The sequence below is a fragment of the Priestia megaterium genome (assembly GCF_041941685.1).
GTDB lineage: Bacteria > Bacillota > Bacilli > Bacillales > Bacillaceae_H > Priestia > Priestia megaterium_C.
The window spans coordinates 3,655,629-3,672,352 of the sequence record NZ_CP130958.1; the positions used below are offsets into that span (position 1 = coordinate 3,655,629).

Sequence of the window (16,724 nt, forward strand, 5' to 3'; positions counted from 1 at the left end):
TTATATGGTATCGATACCATATATGATTAAAAAAATTACGCTATTAAAAAGTCCGATATAACCCTTTTCCTTTAAGATAAATTTATTGTATTACATCATGGGAACGGTTTCAATAACTTTTCTGAAAATTTTTCAAAAAAAGGTGAGAACGAATAAATTCAGCTCTCACCTTCATGTGTGATTTCCTATTATGTTGAACTTCGAACAACCAGCTCGATTGGAAGTTCAAAAGTTTCCACTTTTACTTCAGAATCATTCAACATATCAATAAGGGTTTCCATTGCTTTAATCCCCATCTGATCAATAGGTTGTCGTATAGTCGTTAGCTTTGGATCTAACATTTGTGCAAGAGGTTGATCATCAAAGCCAATAATCGCCAAATCATTAGGTATTTTTAGACCACACTCTTTGGCTTCAATCATCATTCCCCCGGCAATTTCATCACTTCCTGTAAATATAGCCGTTGGACGATCCTCCATCGACAGGATTTTTTTAATTACTTGCTTTCCGTCTTCAATACTGTGTTGATTAACAAAAACCCATTTTGGATCTGGCTGAATTCCTGCCTCTTGCAGTGCTTTTTGATAACCTTGATTACGGTCCTTGTCCTTGCCTTCCTCAGCAAATAATCCACCGGTGCAGTATCCAATTTTCCGGTGGCCTTTTTCAAGTAAATGCTTTACGCCTATATACGCACCCTTATATTGATCTAATCGAACGATTGGGACACTTGCGTTGTTCACATATTCATTGCATAACAAAATAGGACCAGATTCAGTAAACGGTTCTATGATACTCCAGTCATTTTCAATAGAGGTCATAATAATTCCGTCAACTTGCTTGGTTTTTAGTAAATTTAGAAAGGCCAATTCTTTCTCTTTATCTTCATTACTTTGAAAAATTAATACATGATAGCCGTTTTTATAAGCAACTTGTTCAATTGAATCGACTAAATAAGAGAAAAATGGATTTACGATTCTTGGTACAATGACACCAATTGTAGTCGTTACCTGCCCTCTTAACTTTCTTGCCGAAGGGTTCGGGGTATAGTTAAGCTCTTTCATTGCTTTTAGCACCAGATTTTTTTTCTCTTCTGAAACATATGAATGATTGTTTATAACACGGGAAACGGTTGTTTTTGATAACCCCGATAATTTTGCTACGTCATATATGGTAGGCATTTATTTATCACTCCATCACTAACTGAAATCAGTTTCATACTTATTTTACGTTAAGAAAGAGCCAAAATGCAACGAATGAATTCGTTTGAACCTCTATATCATGTGTTCAATAAGAATACCAGTAAAATCGCTGTGACTCTTTAAAACAGAACCTTTTTATATAATGTGTTTCATGATTAATAAACCAGCATACTTAAAAGTGTTTATTTCATAAGCAGGAAACCAGTACCACACTAAAAAAACACATTATACTTAAATAACCCTTTTTTAAAAGGGTATTTTTGTTAATTATTTTCTTATTGACATATGAAAACGGTACCATATATAATACAATCAAATCGAAAACGCTTTCTAAATAAAATTTAGATACATAAACAGCAAAGGGGATTTAAATATGCAAAACAATAAACTTTACTGGAAGCTAAGCAGTTTCTTTTTCTTGTTCTTCTTATCTATTGCCTCTATTTTCACTTTTTTTGCTATCTGGTTGGGACAAAGCCTTAACCTTTCCGGAGCACAAACGGGTATTGTTTTTTCTGTAAACGCTGTCTTCACTATGCTTTTCCAACCGCTTTATGGATATATCTCTGACAAATTGGGATTACGAAAGAATTTATTATACTTCATTTCAATTTTAGTTATTTTATCTGGACCATTTCTCATTTTCATCTATCAACCTCTTTTAAACTGGAATTTTTGGATAGGAGCTCTGATAGGCGGGTCTTATCTTGCTATCACTTTTTTAGCTGGTATCTCAGCTATCGAGTCATATATCGAAAAAGTTGGCAGAAAGTATGAGTTTGAATTCGGTCGTGCAAGACTTTGGGGATCAATAGGAGCTGCCGTTGCAGCTGCCATCGGGGGACGAATGCTTAATATTAACCCTAATATCAACTTTTGGATTGCATCGGGATCAGGCATTCTCTTATTACTTGTTATTTTCCTTACAAAAGTAGAGGTATCCACTATCGAAGAAAAGAAGGCAAAGTCCCTTTCTATTCAAGATTTGGGCATTTTATTTAAACGAAAAGATTTCTGGATTTTTATGATTTTTATGCTCGGGACGGGCTGTATTTATAATGTCTTTGACCAGCAATTCCCTGTATATTATGCCTCTCTGTTTCCAACAGAACAATTAGGAAACCAAATATTTGGTTACTTAAATGCAGGTCAGGTTTTTTTAGAATCCGGTATGTTATTAGTTGCTCCATTCATTGTCCGTAAAGTGGGTCCTAAAGGAGGTTTAATTTTAGCAGGAATCATTATGATTTTACGCGTGATAGGTTCAGGTCTAGTATCAGATCCATACAGCATTTCATTTATTAAGCTTCTTAACGCACCAGAGTTTGCCATTATCATCGTTTCTGTTTTTAAATATCTGGCTATACATTTTGATACAAAATTCTCTTCAATTTTATATTTGGTTGGCTACCAATTTGCGATGCAGCTAGGGGCGGTTATACTCTCCCCTATCGTAGGAAATCTATACGATTCAATTGGTTTTCGTCAAACATACTTAATCATGGGGGGATTGTCACTATCTTTACTCTATTTGGTGCATTTCTTTTAAGAAACAAGAATCAAGCATCTAAAGATAGGAACGATTCAAAACTTACTGCTTAGAATCAAGAAAAATATAATAATTAGTCTTAAAACTTCAAAAATATCTTTTAAACTGTTCCTATTAGTTGTGATTCCCATAGTTTTGAAAGCCTTTGCTAATTATAGCAAAGGCTTCTTTTTGGTGAGTTTCTTTTATTATAAATCGACCTTCTTTAAAGTACTTTCATATTGCTTTATTACTTTATAAAATGTTGTTTTCTTCATATTTGCTTCTTTCATGGCTTGTACAGTTTGTTTTACTTTTTTTCCACCATTTATAAACTTCCATAAACTCCTGGCTAACTTCAGCTTTAGGTCTTTCAAAAGTTATCTTCTTATTCAGCGCAGCTTCTATTCCCTCTCCTCAATGCTTGCAAATACGATCTCTTTCTTCTAGGAGCATCCAAAACAGAATTTGCAGAATTAAATCCGTAATAAATGTTAAAAAACTAGCCTAGCCTTATTACTGAGCTATATCCAACAATAGCATATCCAAAAATGTAATGGCTGCCTCACCTTCTTTTTTGATGACATTCTACTCTTACATGCTTTTTTTATTACCACCAAAACGATCTAACGAAATGAAGGAAAGAAGAATCAATGTATAAAAAAGTAATATAAGGAAAAATTACTAGTGAATATTGGAAAAACCAATGTCCTCTTCATTCGATGACATACAAAAGTGGGGGTTATTAAAATATGAACAGCGCCTGGAATCGCCTGATAAAAAAAGCCAGAAAACCAAAAAAAATGCCCCTTCAGTATGAAGAAACTACTTCAAATGACGAGACTCTTAGTTCATCTTTGGCTGAAAATCTAACAAGAGTAAAGAACTCTTTAGGTAATAGTGGAGATTTAGTGGTTCGAGATTTTAAAATGGGAAAACCCTTTTTATGTAAAGTAGCTTCTATTTATATAAATGGATTAACAGATAAAGAAATTCTGGGAAACTCCATTATAGAAAGACTAATGAATGATGTAGAGATGATTGAAGAGGAAGCCCCTTATGGACCAAGCCAATTAGGGACGTACATAAAAGAACATATGTTAACCATTACGAATGTGGAGGAGGTAACGAATTTCGATAAACTGTTTCTCCATCTATTATCGGGAGAAACAATCGTACTAGTAGATGGATGGGATCAAGCATTTGCTTGTTCAGCGCAAGGAGGGGATCTTAGAGCCATTTCGGAACCCGTGGCAGAATCGTCTGTCCGGGGCCCCCGAGACAGCTTTACAGAGTCGCTTATTAGTAATACAGCCATGATTCGTCGTCGGATCAAAAGCCCCAATCTTTGGTTGGAAACGACGGAAATGGGAACAATCACGCAAACGGGCGTTGGAATGATGTATGTAAAAGGAATCGTCAATGAGAAGCTTCTTACAGAAATAAAAGAGAGGCTCAGTAAAATAGAAGTGGATGAAGTTCAAGGGTCGAATACGATTGAAGAATGGATTACAGATGAAACGTGGACCCCTTGGCCCACTGTTTTTATAACCGAAAGACCCGATGTAGTGGCAGGAAATCTATTAGAAGGAAGAGTCGTGATTTTTGTAAACGAAACACCTACGCCTCTCATTGTTCCTGCGACATGGAATCAATTTTTCCAGACCGCGGAGGATTATTATTTACGCTGGACGATGGCTAGCTTCCTGCGAATATTAAGAATTATTTCTTTTTTAATCACTCTTCTTGGTCCATCTTTATTCATTGCGTTTCTCTCGTTCCATCCCGAATTAATTCCAACACCGTTGTTAATTAACTTGGCAGCACAGCGTCAAAGCATCCCTTTTCCCATCATCATAGAAGCGTTATTGATGGAGTTCACGTTCGAGGTGTTGCGAGAAGCCGGTGTTCGTATGCCGCGTCCTGTCGGTCAGGCTGTTTCCATCGTCGGGGCCCTTGTATTGGGAGAAGCAGCTGTTTCAGCTGGGATTGTTTCCAGTGCAATGGTTATTGTCGTGGCAGCTACAGCTATTGCTAGCTTCACTATTCCTCATTATGCGATGACGGATGCTACTCGTTTACTTCGATTTGGGATGATGATTTTGGCCAGTTTTTTTGGACTCTATGGAATTGGCTTAGGAGTAATCATGTTAGTAGCTCATACGTGTAGTTTGCGTTCATTTGGTATTCCTTATTTGGCACCTTTTGCACCCATTGTTATAACTGATCAAAAAGATTCTATTTTACGATTTCCCTTACCTTTTATGTCTAAACGTCCTCGTTTAGTTAGTCAGGTAAAAACGAAGAGGACAGATGATAACTACAATCGTGAACCTTCACCAAGAGAAGGTGGTATGAAACAACATGAGTCAAAGAGGGATTCCAATGAGACATAAACCGTTGATGCTTATTGTAGTTTGTGTATTTGTAGTCTTATTATCAGGATGTTGGGACCGTGAAGAATTACAACAACTGAGCATCGTATCAGGGATGGCCATTGATAAAGGCAGTGACAAGATAAAGAATCGATATCGAGTTACGGTTCAAATCATCAACCCTTCTCAAGTCGCTGGTGGACAACAAGGGGGAAAAGTTCAAGCTTCGCCTGTGACAACCTTTACTGAAACAGGAAGCACCCTTGCTGAGACCCTACGAAAGATTTCAACAAAGTCACCTGGAGAGCTTTTCTTTCCTCATCTTCAAGTATTGGTGATTGGTGAAAAGGTAGCGAAGGAAGGAATTGAAGATTTATTTGATATGATTGAACGTGATGCCCAATTTCGTGTCCTGTTTCCAGTTTTAATCGCAAGGGGACATGCTACAGCAAAAGAAACGTTAGAAGTTACAACAGCGTTAGAAGCCATCCCCTCTGCAAAGATTGGGGATGCTTTAAAGTCTTCTGAAGAAGACTGGGGAGCCTATAAAAGTACACGTGCGGATCAGGTGATTCAAGGACTAAAAGAAGGAAGTGTAATGGTCACCGGTGTTGAGATTAACGGAGAGACTCCGAGGGGAAATGCCACAACAAATATACAACAAATTTCCCCAAGCACGCAGATTGAAATAAAAGGGATGGCCATTTTTAAAGATGGGAAGTTGGAAAACTGGTTAGATGGGCATGCTGCACGAGGAGTGACTTGGATTACGAATGAAATGAAACGAACCGTGATAAATCTTAACTGTGGAAAGAAAAAGGAAGCCACTGCAATTGAAATTTCACGTGCTAAATCTTCCACTCACGTAACAATTCAACATCAGAAACCAGTTATCTATATTACCGTTCATGCCGAAGGCGCTGTCTTAGAAAATAATTGCTCCAAGGACCTTGGTAAATCGAAAGTCCTTGGTCAACTAGATGAACAATTAGAAGAAGAGATTAAACAGGAAGTATTACTGACAGTAAAAAAAGCACAAAAACAAAAAAGTGATATCTTCAATTTTGGTGAAAATATTAATATGGCAGACAAATATGTATGGAAAAACATCGAAAGTTCATGGGAAAAAGATATCTTTCCGGAAACAGAAGTTCATGTGAATGCACAGGCAATTATTCGCCGAACAGGTATGACAACCAAATCCTATATAAATAAATAAGAAATCTAGTAATAAGAGGAAAAGAAAGGGGTTGTTTGATCAATGGAAAAAGCGAAAATAAGTGTCATTCAACTCTTTGCCCTCATGTTTATCTTTGAGTTGGGAACAGCGCTAGTCGTTAGTTATGGGACATCTGCTGGTAAGGACGCTTGGCTGTCTATTCTTTTGGCAGTATGTGGTGGTTTTATGTTATCTTTTGTCTATTTTATTTTATTTCGTCAATATCCGAATTTGCTCTTTACTGGATATATAAGAGAGATATTTGGTAAATACATTGGATGGATAGTTGGTTTGTTATATTGTCTCACTTTTTTGTACATTTGCGGGAGAAATGTACGTGAGTTTGGAGATCTATTGGTTTCGTCCACCTTATCAGAAACTCCATTATTGGTAATCAATATTACACTTGTGCTTGTGATGTGTTATGTCATTCATCTCGGAGTGGAAGTATTAGGGAGAACAGCAGAAGTATTTATTGTCATTTTACTCTTACTTGGAGCAGCCGGTAATTTTTTTGTGCTGGTATCAGGAGATGTTGATTTTCATCAGATACGTCCCTTTCTTGAACATGGATGGAAGCCTATCTTTACAACAGCTTTTCCTCATCTAATTATTTTTCCATTTAGTGAAATGGTTGCCTTTACCATGCTATTACCGTATTTAAATCGCCCTCAATTAGCAAAGAGGGTATGGCTGGCAGCCTTGATTTCAAGTGGTTTGATTTTAAGCTGGACCGTATTGTTAAATATATCTGTTCTTGGTCTAGATGTAATGAAACGTTCGACGTTTCCTCTATTAAAAGCAGTTGGGAAAGTCAATCTGTTTGATTTTATCGAAAGACTGGACGCCATTGTGGTATTTACTTTATTGATTACAGTTTTTTTCAAAGCATCTATCTATTTATATGCTGCAGTCGTTGGAATAGCTGATTTATTCAAATTAAACAATTATCATCAGATTCTTTTACCGATAGGAACGGTTGTTATCTTTTTATCTCTCACCATGGCTTCTAGTTTTTCAGAACATACAGAAGAAGGTTTTCTTTTTAATTTCTTTGCCGTCACTCCACTTGTCATTCTTCCCATATTACTGTTATTAGTTTCGATTATACGTAAGCATTTTGAAAAGAAAATGAACTAGTAATGGATTTAGACTGATTCTATTATTGAACATTGAGAAAGTTATTAGCCAATATGAAAGAAAAAAGACGACTTTTTAAAACCAGAAAGAAAGGAGGTAATTTACAAAGATGGAGAAAGCGAAAATAAGTGTGATTCAACTCTTTGCCCTGATGTTTATTTTCGATTTAGGGACTGCATTAATCGTAAGTTATGGAATACCTGCAAGGAAAGATGCTTGGATTGCCATAATTTTAGGGATGGGTGGAGGAATACTCTTATTTTTTATTTACTACATGCTATTTCGTCAATATCCGAACCTCCCACTTACGGGGTACGTTAGAAAAATATTTGGTAAATATCTTGGTTGGATAATTGGTCTGTTATATTGTTTATTCTTCTTATATATTGCAGCTAGAAATGTACGTGATTTCGGAGACTTACTGGCTTCGTCCACTTTGCCAGAAACCCCGTTACTTGCAATTAATCTCTCATTTGTTCTTGTTATATGTTACATTATCTACCTAGGAATCGAGGTATTAGGGAGAACGTCAGAAGTATTCATTGTCATTTTGCTTTTATTTGGAGTAGGAGCAAACTTCTTCGTGCTTGTTTCAGGAGATTTCGATTTTAATCAAATCAGGCCATTTCTTGAGCATGGGTGGAGGCCTATCTTAACAACAGCTTTCCCATCTGTTATTTCTTTTCCATTTGGTGAAATGTTCGTATTCACCATGCTACTACCGTATTTAAATCGTCCTAAACTAATAAAACAGGTATGGTTATCTGCTTTAATTTCAAGTGGTTTAATCTTAAGCTGGACAGCTGCTTTAAATATGTCCGTTCTAGGTTTAGATGTAATGCAGAGATCTACATTTCCTACATTAGCGACAATTGGAAAGGTAAACCTGTTTGATTTTATTGAAAGATTGGATGCCATTGTAGTGTTTACGTTATTAATGACCGTTCTCTTCAAGGTATCCATCTTTCTATATGGGGCTGTTCTGGGAATAGCTGAGTTGTTTAAATTAAAAAGTCATCAAAGGCTCATTTTACCACTTGGAGTCATTCTCGTTTTTTCATCCATGACAATTGCCTCTAGTTTTTCTGAACATATTGAAGAAGGTTTAGGTGATACAATAAAATATCTTCATGTTCCTTTTCTTATCGTTATTCCATTGTTTATGCTAATCATCTCCATCATTCAGAATTATGTTAAGAAAAAGACTCACTAGGAATTGTTTCGTTTCTCCTCTTTCTTTTTTATAGTTAGAAAAATTTGCTGGCCAATAACAATTAAAAAAAGCCCTGCTAACATTATATATTCTGCACTACTCATAACCCAAAAAGGGTTTAGAAGGTGCAGAAATGAATCATAAAAACTAAAACCTAATAGAAAATCCATTAGCAAGAGGTTTAAAGTAGATAATAAAAAGACAATAATTATTGCTAGGAAAATCTTCATGTCCTTCCCTCCTTTAATTTAAAGTAAATATATTATTTGTCAAAAATAAGGTTTTTAATAATAAACCTTATTATTGTTTTAAATTAAGGGAAAGGCGTAAGATAGTATAAAATATCTTGTGTAAATGAATAAGTACCAAAAGGAAGGACTTTTCTTAGAAAATTAAGTACCCCTCAATCCTCCTAAAGAAAGAAGGTCTTCCTCTGAATGAGTTTATAACAGTTGTTGTTCAAGCTTTATTCCCTAACGAAGAGTAACTGCACCCTTCCTTGCTTCTGTATAGTCAGCGCTTTGCGATAAGATCTCATATTGATTTTAATTAAGCTCGCACAGAACTAAAAATGATGGTTAAAACAAACTAATGAATAATTTCTATAAGAAGAGAAAATTCATTTTTATATAAAATTATTGATTACCTCTTAATTTTCGCCCCTCAATTTTTACGTTAGAACCACAAATAAACCAGTAGAAAGATTCATAATATATACATCTTTAAAGATGTATATATTATGAATCTTTTAAGATAAAAGACTATTTTATTTGCAATGATTTTAGTAAAGCAGCCTGTAATTCTATAAAAGAGAGCAGCATATATAGATAAACAAATTCAACTATACAAGTAATGTTTTTTATAAACCGATTCATAAATATTTTCATATCTTTTAGCCCCTTCATATATAATTCACCCTTCTGGAAATTGAAAAAAGTATAGCGAAGAAAGGATTTTAAATTATTTATTTTAAGCAATGTAATAATTATTATTAATCTTGATAAAATTATTCAATTAGTTTCGTGGAAAATAAGTTCTTAGTTGAACTATAATCGTTTCGTTTCTTGTATTAATATCTTTTTTCTTCTTTTATAAAGATCATCTCGAATTTCTCGTGTAAGAACTCCATCTTCTATTTTTTCTGCAATATCCATTAATCTCTCAATATCAGAAAAAGAATACCTACGGGTACCAGAGAAGGTACGTTCAGGAAAGATAAGTTTTTGAGTTTCATAATAACGAATTTGTCTCTCAGACAATCCGGTCATTTCAGTAACAGTTTTCATAGTCATTATTTTTTTCTCTCGATATAAATAATTATTCTTCAAATATATCCTCTCCTTTATCTATTTGATTGATTTTAAAATAATAAAGAATAAGTAAGTATGTATGTTATGAATAATAAATCTAATCTAATATCTAAATTTTCAAATAATTACACCTACAATAACAACAAATTATACAAATAATCTACAACTTGGTTATAATTCCTAACACGAATATTTAATTAGTAGGAGTATATTTTATATATTTATTAGAGAGTAGTCACAAGATTCCCTAATCCTTAATGGATAATACAGAAAAATATTCTTAGTTTAACTATGTTAACTAAGAGTGTATAGAAGATACATCCTAAAAACAAAAAGACTCCTGCTCCTGAACAGTAGTCTTGTCTGTTTACACGTAACCTTATACGGAATGATGATTTGCATCACCTTTAGTAGCATGCTTGGAGGATTAAACATTAATTTATTAAGAATGTTTTTCTAATCATCTAACTTTTTACGGTCGTCTGCTTGAGGAGGCTGTTCCATCCACTGATTATCAATCATATCTTTCCCAATACGGCTATAAATCCACAAGCTATCCAAGGCCGCCTTTTGACAGTGTGCTGAAATATCAGCTCTCATACTTGCAATGAGAGCTGCGTTATAATAAGTTACTGCTACACCAAAAAAGAAACCTGTCTGGAGAAGCATAAGTCTGATCTCTCATATCAAATAAAGCCTCAACTGCATATTGTTTTTCAATACCCTTTTCATCTTCAATGGTTATAAGATCTCTTTCCCTACTGCTCACTTTTCGTTCACCTCCACTAAAAATCTTCCCGGTTACTTTACCCGTTCTTCTCTGCTTCTATAATCGTACAAAATGAAATTCAATAGCGAAGGTGAATATGGAGTTTGGTTATGGATATATCTAAAAAAATAGCTATTTATTCGTCTATTGGAGAGTGAAACTTTAAGAAATGATTAAAAAAATGTTTTTACGATATCGTGTTGTGAATGACATTCATGGCAGTAACAATTAATTTCTAAAGCATCTTCTGTGAGAGTATGTATAGTTTCTTTTCTGCACTTTTTACAGTATTCTTTTTTCTGAAGTGTCTTTGACAATATAACCTCTTCCTCTCTTGCATTTTTAATTTTATGTTTAGTATAAAAATAACCATTGATACGGTACCTAAAGAGGATTGCAATCCTCTTCTCACATGGCAACTTTTAGATAACAAGGAAAAGAAACATCTAATCCCACTTTTTACAGTGTCGGTTGTTTCTAAAAATTAATATGTCACCTTGATAAGGAAATAAACATCCATCATTTACCATGTATATACTTCTTGGCCCCTAGGAAACTTAAGAAAAACAAGGAGGTGACACAACATGGCAAACAACAACAGTAGCAACAACAATGAATTATTAGTATACGGTGCTGAACAAGCAATCGATCAAATGAAATATGAAATCGCTAGCGAATTTGGTGTAAACCTTGGTGCTGATACAACTGCACGTGCAAACGGATCAGTAGGTGGCGAAATTACAAAGCGTCTTGTGCAATTAGCTGAGCAACAACTTGGCGGCGGACGCTTCTAAGACAACTTTATAATTGATGGCTGAAGGAAGAGTGGGTCTCCACTCTTCCTTTTATTATGGACAATTTCTATTTATCGTCATAAGCAGAAAGCCACATAAAGCATGACAAAACAAAAAGCTGCCAAAGAAGGCAGCTCTCTGTATAACAAGGGTATTGTGACTGATGCCCTTATAGGCATCTTAAATAATATGCGTAAAATAGTAGATTGTATTCCCTGATAAAATTCTTTTTTTATATTTAGAAGAATAATAAAACATGATATGGAGACGTTAAGTGTGTGCATAGTAAGAAAGGTGGCACATTATTATGAATATGTTAAGGAGGATAATAATGGGTATTTTAAGTGGAAATCCTACAGACGAGCCGATGCATTACGGTGAAGTATTTGGAACATGGTCATTTCTTTCTGCTTCAAAAGGATTAGTAGCTGGTTATCAAACGTTTCTAAATCATGTAGGAGACAAGGATCTACATAAGTTGGTACAAGAAACGATTGAACAATGTCAGCAGGAAATGAAAGGTGTAGAAAAGCTATTAAAAGAAAATGGAGTGGCTTTACCTCCAACTCCGCCTGAACGTCCAGAAGCTTGTTTAGATGATATTCCAGTAGGTGCACGTGTTCAAGACCCCGAAGTTGCTGCGGCTATTTCACTGGATATAGCTGCTGGTCTAGTTGCTTGCAGTCAACTGATTGGCCAATCTATTCGTGAAGATATTGCAGCAATGTTTGGTCAAATTCACATGCAGAAAGTAGCCCTTGGTGGAAAGTTTTTGCGACTTAACAAAGAAAAAGGCTGGTTAGTTCCACCACCTCTTCACAAGTCAAAAACCACGGATTGTTAATCATAAAATTCGTATAAAACGTGAAGATTTCACTTTAAGTGAACCATACAACATGCTACGAAACATTGTTTGGAAACCCTCATTTAAGGTGTATTTTTCTTTTTAGTACATGAGTTATTGATAACTTGAGCACACTACTGAAGATTCAATAGAGGATTATCAACACAACATCTATATTTCAACGACTAGGAAAACTACTGCACAGGAGCAGTAGTTTTTCCGGTTTTTATGTTGTATAGAATATAAAAACGTAGTGAACATAATGCTAGATCTTGAACAAACGAGTCAAGACGCTGTGAAGCATCTAACTACTTCTTTATTAATATAATACCAACTTTCAAAAATAACATGTAAAGAAGCTCTCTATGGAAAAATAAAGAGCTTTTTCTCGTCAACGAATTTTTCCATTTTGATAAAGATTAAGTGTATATCAATGGATTGCATAAAATAAGTAAACAAGACCATATTAAATATGAATGATAGGTATAAAAGTGTATTTTCTTCCAATCATAGGAGATCGTATATGAATAATTATAAAAATGATAATACTGCAAGACGCTATATTGCTCATGTTAGTATATTTGGAACGACTCAAATTCATTTAAGAAACCCTTATATTATTGCTTGGTGGTCAGCAGCTTTTCCTGGATTTGGACACTTGCTACTGTCTAAATACCTTCGCGGCTTTGTGTTATTTATATGGGAGGTCGTCATAAACCTTAAATCTCATGTAAATTTAGCAATGATTTATTCTTTTCAAGGAAACATTGATATGGCCAAAGACGTGCTTAATACAAGATGGCTTCTCATTTATATTCCCGTTTATATTTTTGCTATATGGGATAGTTACCGAACAACCGTTGATTTAAATAAAATATACGTGTTAGCTGAAAGAGAAAATCATCGGTTCAACTCCTTTAGTATAGGAGCCATGGAAATAAACTATTTAGATAAAAGGAATCCCATTTTGTCGGTTACCTGGTCCTTTTTGATGCCAGGTCTAGGACAACTCTATATTCATCGGATCATTGGTGCTTTCTTTGTTATCATTTGGGCAGTCATTTTCTTTTATTATTCTCACCTGCTTGAAGGGATTTCTCTGCTATTTTTAGGAGAAATAAAACAGGCTACTTCCGTTTTAAATAAAGAATGGTTGTTATTTTTCCCTTCTCTATATGGTTTTGCTACTTTTGATTCCTATATGAATACTGTTGAGAATAATAAACTTGTGGAAAGAGAGCAAAAAAAATTTCTTCGAGAAAACGTATCAACATCCAAGCTTTTGTATTGTGAAAGGAAAAAAGGTGGAGTGAGAATATGCAGATTTTTTCTACATTTGAATACTCCAGTTACATAGAATTAGCTGTTTCGGATCTAGAGAGAAAAGGGATAAAGAAAGAGGATATATTTATTGTTCCTCTTAATAATCGAACAGAAAATCGCCGGATTTTTGATAGCCTTCATCGATCAGATGGAGTTTCTCTTATTGATTTAGGAATGGCTTTAGCCACAGCCTTTTCCGTCATTGGTGCAAGCATTGGCTTTAAATTAAGCTGGGGCCCTATTTATTGGGGAATTATTAGTGCTTTTATCGGATTTATCTTAGGATTAGGAATTAAACTATTTATATTTAAAGTAATCAGGAGAAATCAACGGCTCCTGCGTGGAAAACATTCAGAAGTCATACTCATTGTTGATTGTCATGCTGCGGACGCCGAAGCGGTTGAACAAACTTTGTGGAAAAACCTTGCCTTAGGTGTTTCAAAAGTTGGATCTGATAGCGAAATATAGAATGAATAAATTACTATTCAGGATTAGAGGCAACTTCCTTAACGCATTGGGGAAGTTTTTCTGTTTTTAAGCTTTATACGATATATACCTGCAGTTAGCATAATTACCGCTATTGGTACTAATAAAAAAAGAGATTGAGACATAATTAAATCAATGAAATCTGCAGGCGAAAAAAATGGATAAATGAGCTCGTATGGATCGCTTGTTATGCTGCTGTTGATTTCCGTACAGGGCTTGGGCTTGGCTTTGCCTTCCAATCAGCAGCTAGAAGCACCTACATTCACCATAACAATAAAACACCAGAACACTTAATGAATACTATTGATTAAGTGTTCTGGTGTTACTTCAACTAAAATACGTTTGTCCCGGCCTCTTTTCAGAAGTCACATATATTGAACCCAATTCTACCATCCTTTTTGAGTTCTTAATGTGGTAATATGAGCAATATGATGCTTGCCATGCCAAGCGTAAGTGGCTATTAATTGCTCAATCGTCACTTCCCCGTTTTCAGGGTGGTGGATCGTTTTCTTTAAATCTATTTCATCAAGTGAGTTTAACACTTTATGAAGACGCTTATGTAAAGCTGAAAAAAGTTGGAGAGAAACTTCTATCGGTAAATCATTATCAGGAAGATTCGACCAAGCCACTTCGTCATATGCTTTAATAGCAGGCGCTTGCTCTGTTAAGCCTAATTTAAAACGAGTATAAGCATTTATGTGTGAGTCAGCTAAATGATGGACAACTTGGCTTAATTTCCAACCCCCTTCTCGGTAAGGCGTGGCTAATTGTTCTTTTGTCAGCCCTTCTACAGCATCAGCTAATTGCTTTGGGGCATCTCCAATGTCATGAATCCACCCTTGAATATCTTCTTTCTGAATATTTTCTTTCACGGTAAATTTCCCAATAGGATATTGATTAAACATATTTCTTCCTCTCTTTCTATTTTTATTAATATCTATTAAAACAATAAACATATAGATAAACTTGCCGTAATATTAAGGTGAGGTGAGTAAATTGAGCAGTGATTATAAAAGCTATTTCTACAAAAAGTTCTTTTTAATATATTTTATTACCGTTTCCTTATTTATTAGTGTTGATATTATAGAGTCAGGAAGAATTACACTTTTTTCTTTTGGAGACAACTGGAATTTCATTTTGTATCAAATTGGTTTTTGTTTAATTTCTATTGGCTTTTTTAGCGCATTCATTGCAAACTTATTATGGAAAATGAAAAAAGATAAGTAATTAATTAAAAATAGAAAATGCATACTATATATGTTTCTAGTTAACATAAAATCTCCTACTCTATATTAAGCTTTATTATTTAAATACTGAGTAAGCAAATGAACTGCGCTCTCTTGTTTTTTCTCTACTGCAACCTCTAAAGGTGTTTTCCCATCATCTTTTTGTATCTCGATATCGGCGCCTTTTTCGATGAGAAGTTTAATCATATTTTCATCTCTTAGCAACGAGGCCTCATGAAGGCTAGTCCATCCACCGCTTTGTTTTGCATTTACATCTGCGCCTTTTGTAAGCAACAAGTCTACAGCTTGAATTTGCTTATTTGCTACTGCTGCATGAAGAGGCATGTTTTCATTCGAATTTTTAGCCTTAATATGAATATCCGCCTCTAGCGACAACAATAACTTGACGCTATCCACCTGCCCAAAATAACAAGCTAAATGTAAAGGTGTCCACCCATCTGAATTAAAAGCGTTAAGTAAAGATGGTTCTTTATTTAATAACGCTTTTATCTCTTCACTTTCTCCATTCACCGCAGCATTTGTTATTTGATCAATATATTCCATTTTACACCCCCTAATATATAGAAATACCTTGATTATATTTCCATTTTATCATAGATTAGTGGATGAACACGATATACAAACTCAGTTATATAAGTAAGGAGGACGATAAGGAATACGATGATAAAATTAATTATTATGGTTCCTTTAGTTAAGAATGGAGAGTTTATATGAAAACAACTAATAGCGAAGAGTTAGATGTCCAGTGGTATGGAGTAAAGGTTCTTTATAAGTACTTAGTAGAGGGTAAACCTAATACAGAAAAGATTGACGAAAATTATGAAGAACATCAGATATTTGAAGAAAGTATCTTATTAGTTAAAACCCAATCATTTGATCAAGCTTATGAATTTGCAGAAAAGAAAGCAAAAGAATGTGAAGACAGCTATACCAACGTTTATGATCAGACTGTGAAATTCCAATTGATTGAGAGTTTAGATGCCTTTCTCTTATGTGAAGAAGATGAGTTACCAAGCGGTACGGAAGTATATTCACGTTTTTTACATATACCTAAAGAAGAAAGTTTAGCTAATGTCTTATCTAGGCACTATCCAGAAGTTATGGAAAATGAGACAGAGCAGATACGAAAAAACTTCATTTTAAGGAATAGGGATTTTAATTGAAGATACACACTAGATATAAAGATCTATGGTATACATACTCTGTACAAACAACAAATAAGGAGCCTTAAATAAGGCTCCTTATTTGTTCTCTATTTACCTTTGTTTTTTAAG

Annotated in this window: 16 protein-coding genes; 10 read left to right on the forward strand and 6 right to left on the reverse strand. The window is 34.7% G+C overall.

All coding sequences use genetic code 11. The features are described from left to right. Positions 1 to 188: 188 nt before the first annotated feature. Positions 189 to 1,181, reverse strand: coding sequence for a LacI family DNA-binding transcriptional regulator (locus tag Q5794_RS19390; RefSeq protein WP_098314753.1), 993 nt, complete (start codon positions 1,179 to 1,181; stop codon positions 189 to 191). Between the two features lie 394 nt (positions 1,182 to 1,575). On the opposite strand from Q5794_RS19390, the gene Q5794_RS19395 reads away from it, so the two are divergent. The 5 genes from Q5794_RS19395 (at position 1,576) to Q5794_RS19415 (ending at position 8,677) form a co-directional block, all read left to right on the forward strand. Further along, entirely contained in the window at positions 1,576 to 2,751 is a 1,176-nt protein-coding gene (locus tag Q5794_RS19395) for an MFS transporter (RefSeq protein WP_374988330.1), read from the forward strand. A 731-nt stretch (positions 2,752 to 3,482) separates the two neighbouring features. Beyond that, on the forward strand, positions 3,483 to 5,126 hold the full coding sequence (locus Q5794_RS19400) for a spore germination protein (RefSeq protein ID WP_192995160.1): 1,644 nt from the start codon (positions 3,483 to 3,485) through the stop codon (positions 5,124 to 5,126). Next, entirely contained in the window at positions 5,095 to 6,324 is a 1,230-nt protein-coding gene (locus Q5794_RS19405; protein WP_192995164.1) for a Ger(x)C family spore germination protein, read from the forward strand. Before Q5794_RS19400 ends, Q5794_RS19405 begins: the two co-directional genes overlap by 32 nt. 42 nt (positions 6,325 to 6,366) lie before the next feature. Beyond that, positions 6,367 to 7,464 (forward strand): endospore germination permease, encoded by a 1,098-nt coding sequence (locus tag Q5794_RS19410; RefSeq protein ID WP_374988331.1) that lies wholly within the window; start codon positions 6,367 to 6,369, stop codon positions 7,462 to 7,464. A gap of 109 nt (positions 7,465 to 7,573) precedes the next feature. Further along, a complete protein-coding gene (locus Q5794_RS19415) occupies positions 7,574 to 8,677 on the forward strand; it encodes a GerAB/ArcD/ProY family transporter (RefSeq protein ID WP_374988332.1) in 1,104 nt (367 codons plus the stop codon). Here the strand turns inward: Q5794_RS19415 and Q5794_RS19420 are convergent. The 3 genes from Q5794_RS19420 to Q5794_RS19430 all read right to left on the reverse strand — a co-directional run bounded on the left by Q5794_RS19420 (position 8,674) and on the right by Q5794_RS19430 (position 10,656). Then, on the reverse strand, positions 8,674 to 8,907 hold the full coding sequence (locus Q5794_RS19420) for a hypothetical protein (protein ID WP_192995178.1): 234 nt from the start codon (positions 8,905 to 8,907) through the stop codon (positions 8,674 to 8,676). The genes Q5794_RS19415 and Q5794_RS19420 overlap by 4 nt on opposite strands. 816 nt (positions 8,908 to 9,723) lie before the next feature. Next, positions 9,724 to 10,005 carry a MerR family transcriptional regulator gene (locus Q5794_RS19425; RefSeq protein WP_156602977.1) on the reverse strand — a complete coding sequence of 94 codons (282 nt, stop codon included), beginning with the start codon at positions 10,003 to 10,005 and terminating at the stop codon, positions 9,724 to 9,726. Positions 10,006 to 10,443: 438 nt separating this feature from the next. Then, positions 10,444 to 10,656: a DUF3231 family protein gene (locus Q5794_RS19430; RefSeq protein ID WP_226897308.1), complete on the reverse strand. Its 213-nt coding sequence runs from the start codon at positions 10,654 to 10,656 to the stop codon at positions 10,444 to 10,446. 684 nt (positions 10,657 to 11,340) lie between these two features. On the opposite strand from Q5794_RS19430, the gene Q5794_RS19435 reads away from it, so the two are divergent. The 4 genes from Q5794_RS19435 to Q5794_RS19450 all read left to right on the forward strand — a co-directional run bounded on the left by Q5794_RS19435 (position 11,341) and on the right by Q5794_RS19450 (position 14,185). Beyond that, positions 11,341 to 11,550, forward strand: a complete 210-nt coding sequence (locus tag Q5794_RS19435) for an alpha/beta-type small acid-soluble spore protein (protein WP_013058446.1) — start codon at positions 11,341 to 11,343, stop codon at positions 11,548 to 11,550. Positions 11,551 to 11,881: 331 nt separating this feature from the next. Then, positions 11,882 to 12,394, forward strand: a complete 513-nt coding sequence (locus Q5794_RS19440; protein WP_214987313.1) for a DUF3231 family protein — start codon at positions 11,882 to 11,884, stop codon at positions 12,392 to 12,394. Between the two features lie 523 nt (positions 12,395 to 12,917). Then, the gene (locus tag Q5794_RS19445) at positions 12,918 to 13,751 is read left to right on the forward strand and encodes a hypothetical protein (RefSeq protein ID WP_374988333.1); all 834 of its coding nucleotides are present in this window, start codon (positions 12,918 to 12,920) and stop codon (positions 13,749 to 13,751) included. Further along, positions 13,712 to 14,185 (forward strand): hypothetical protein, encoded by a 474-nt coding sequence (locus Q5794_RS19450; protein ID WP_374988334.1) that lies wholly within the window; start codon positions 13,712 to 13,714, stop codon positions 14,183 to 14,185. Before Q5794_RS19445 ends, Q5794_RS19450 begins: the two co-directional genes overlap by 40 nt. A 404-nt stretch (positions 14,186 to 14,589) precedes the next feature. Here the strand turns inward: Q5794_RS19450 and Q5794_RS19455 are convergent, their stop codons facing one another. Together Q5794_RS19455 and Q5794_RS19460 are read right to left on the reverse strand one after the other, a co-directional pair. After that, positions 14,590 to 15,108 carry a YfiT family bacillithiol transferase gene (locus tag Q5794_RS19455; protein ID WP_214987315.1) on the reverse strand — a complete coding sequence of 173 codons (519 nt, stop codon included), beginning with the start codon at positions 15,106 to 15,108 and terminating at the stop codon, positions 14,590 to 14,592. Positions 15,109 to 15,495: 387 nt separating this feature from the next. After that, on the reverse strand, positions 15,496 to 16,008 hold the full coding sequence (locus Q5794_RS19460) for an ankyrin repeat domain-containing protein (protein WP_374989237.1): 513 nt from the start codon (positions 16,006 to 16,008) through the stop codon (positions 15,496 to 15,498). 152 nt (positions 16,009 to 16,160) lie between these two features. On the opposite strand from Q5794_RS19460, the gene Q5794_RS19465 reads away from it, so the two are divergent. After that, positions 16,161 to 16,613 carry a DUF4288 domain-containing protein gene (locus Q5794_RS19465; RefSeq protein WP_214987317.1) on the forward strand — a complete coding sequence of 151 codons (453 nt, stop codon included), beginning with the start codon at positions 16,161 to 16,163 and terminating at the stop codon, positions 16,611 to 16,613. Positions 16,614 to 16,724 lie beyond the last annotated feature (111 nt).

Coding starts and splice junctions, on each gene's coding strand:
- Q5794_RS19390 (WP_098314753.1), bottom strand. CDS start 1,181: ATGCCTACCATATATGACGTAGCAAAATTATCGGGGTTATCAAAAACA.
- Q5794_RS19395 (WP_374988330.1), top strand. CDS start 1,576: ATGCAAAACAATAAACTTTACTGGAAGCTAAGCAGTTTCTTTTTCTTG.
- Q5794_RS19400 (WP_192995160.1), top strand. CDS start 3,483: ATGAACAGCGCCTGGAATCGCCTGATAAAAAAAGCCAGAAAACCAAAA.
- Q5794_RS19405 (WP_192995164.1), top strand. CDS start 5,095: ATGAGTCAAAGAGGGATTCCAATGAGACATAAACCGTTGATGCTTATT.
- Q5794_RS19410 (WP_374988331.1), top strand. CDS start 6,367: ATGGAAAAAGCGAAAATAAGTGTCATTCAACTCTTTGCCCTCATGTTT.
- Q5794_RS19415 (WP_374988332.1), top strand. CDS start 7,574: ATGGAGAAAGCGAAAATAAGTGTGATTCAACTCTTTGCCCTGATGTTT.
- Q5794_RS19420 (WP_192995178.1), bottom strand. CDS start 8,907: ATGAAGATTTTCCTAGCAATAATTATTGTCTTTTTATTATCTACTTTA.
- Q5794_RS19430 (WP_226897308.1), bottom strand. CDS start 10,656: ATGCTTCTCCAGACAGGTTTCTTTTTTGGTGTAGCAGTAACTTATTAT.
- Q5794_RS19435 (WP_013058446.1), top strand. CDS start 11,341: ATGGCAAACAACAACAGTAGCAACAACAATGAATTATTAGTATACGGT.
- Q5794_RS19440 (WP_214987313.1), top strand. CDS start 11,882: ATGGGTATTTTAAGTGGAAATCCTACAGACGAGCCGATGCATTACGGT.
- Q5794_RS19445 (WP_374988333.1), top strand. CDS start 12,918: ATGAATAATTATAAAAATGATAATACTGCAAGACGCTATATTGCTCAT.
- Q5794_RS19450 (WP_374988334.1), top strand. CDS start 13,712: ATGCAGATTTTTTCTACATTTGAATACTCCAGTTACATAGAATTAGCT.
- Q5794_RS19455 (WP_214987315.1), bottom strand. CDS start 15,108: ATGTTTAATCAATATCCTATTGGGAAATTTACCGTGAAAGAAAATATT.
- Q5794_RS19465 (WP_214987317.1), top strand. CDS start 16,161: ATGAAAACAACTAATAGCGAAGAGTTAGATGTCCAGTGGTATGGAGTA.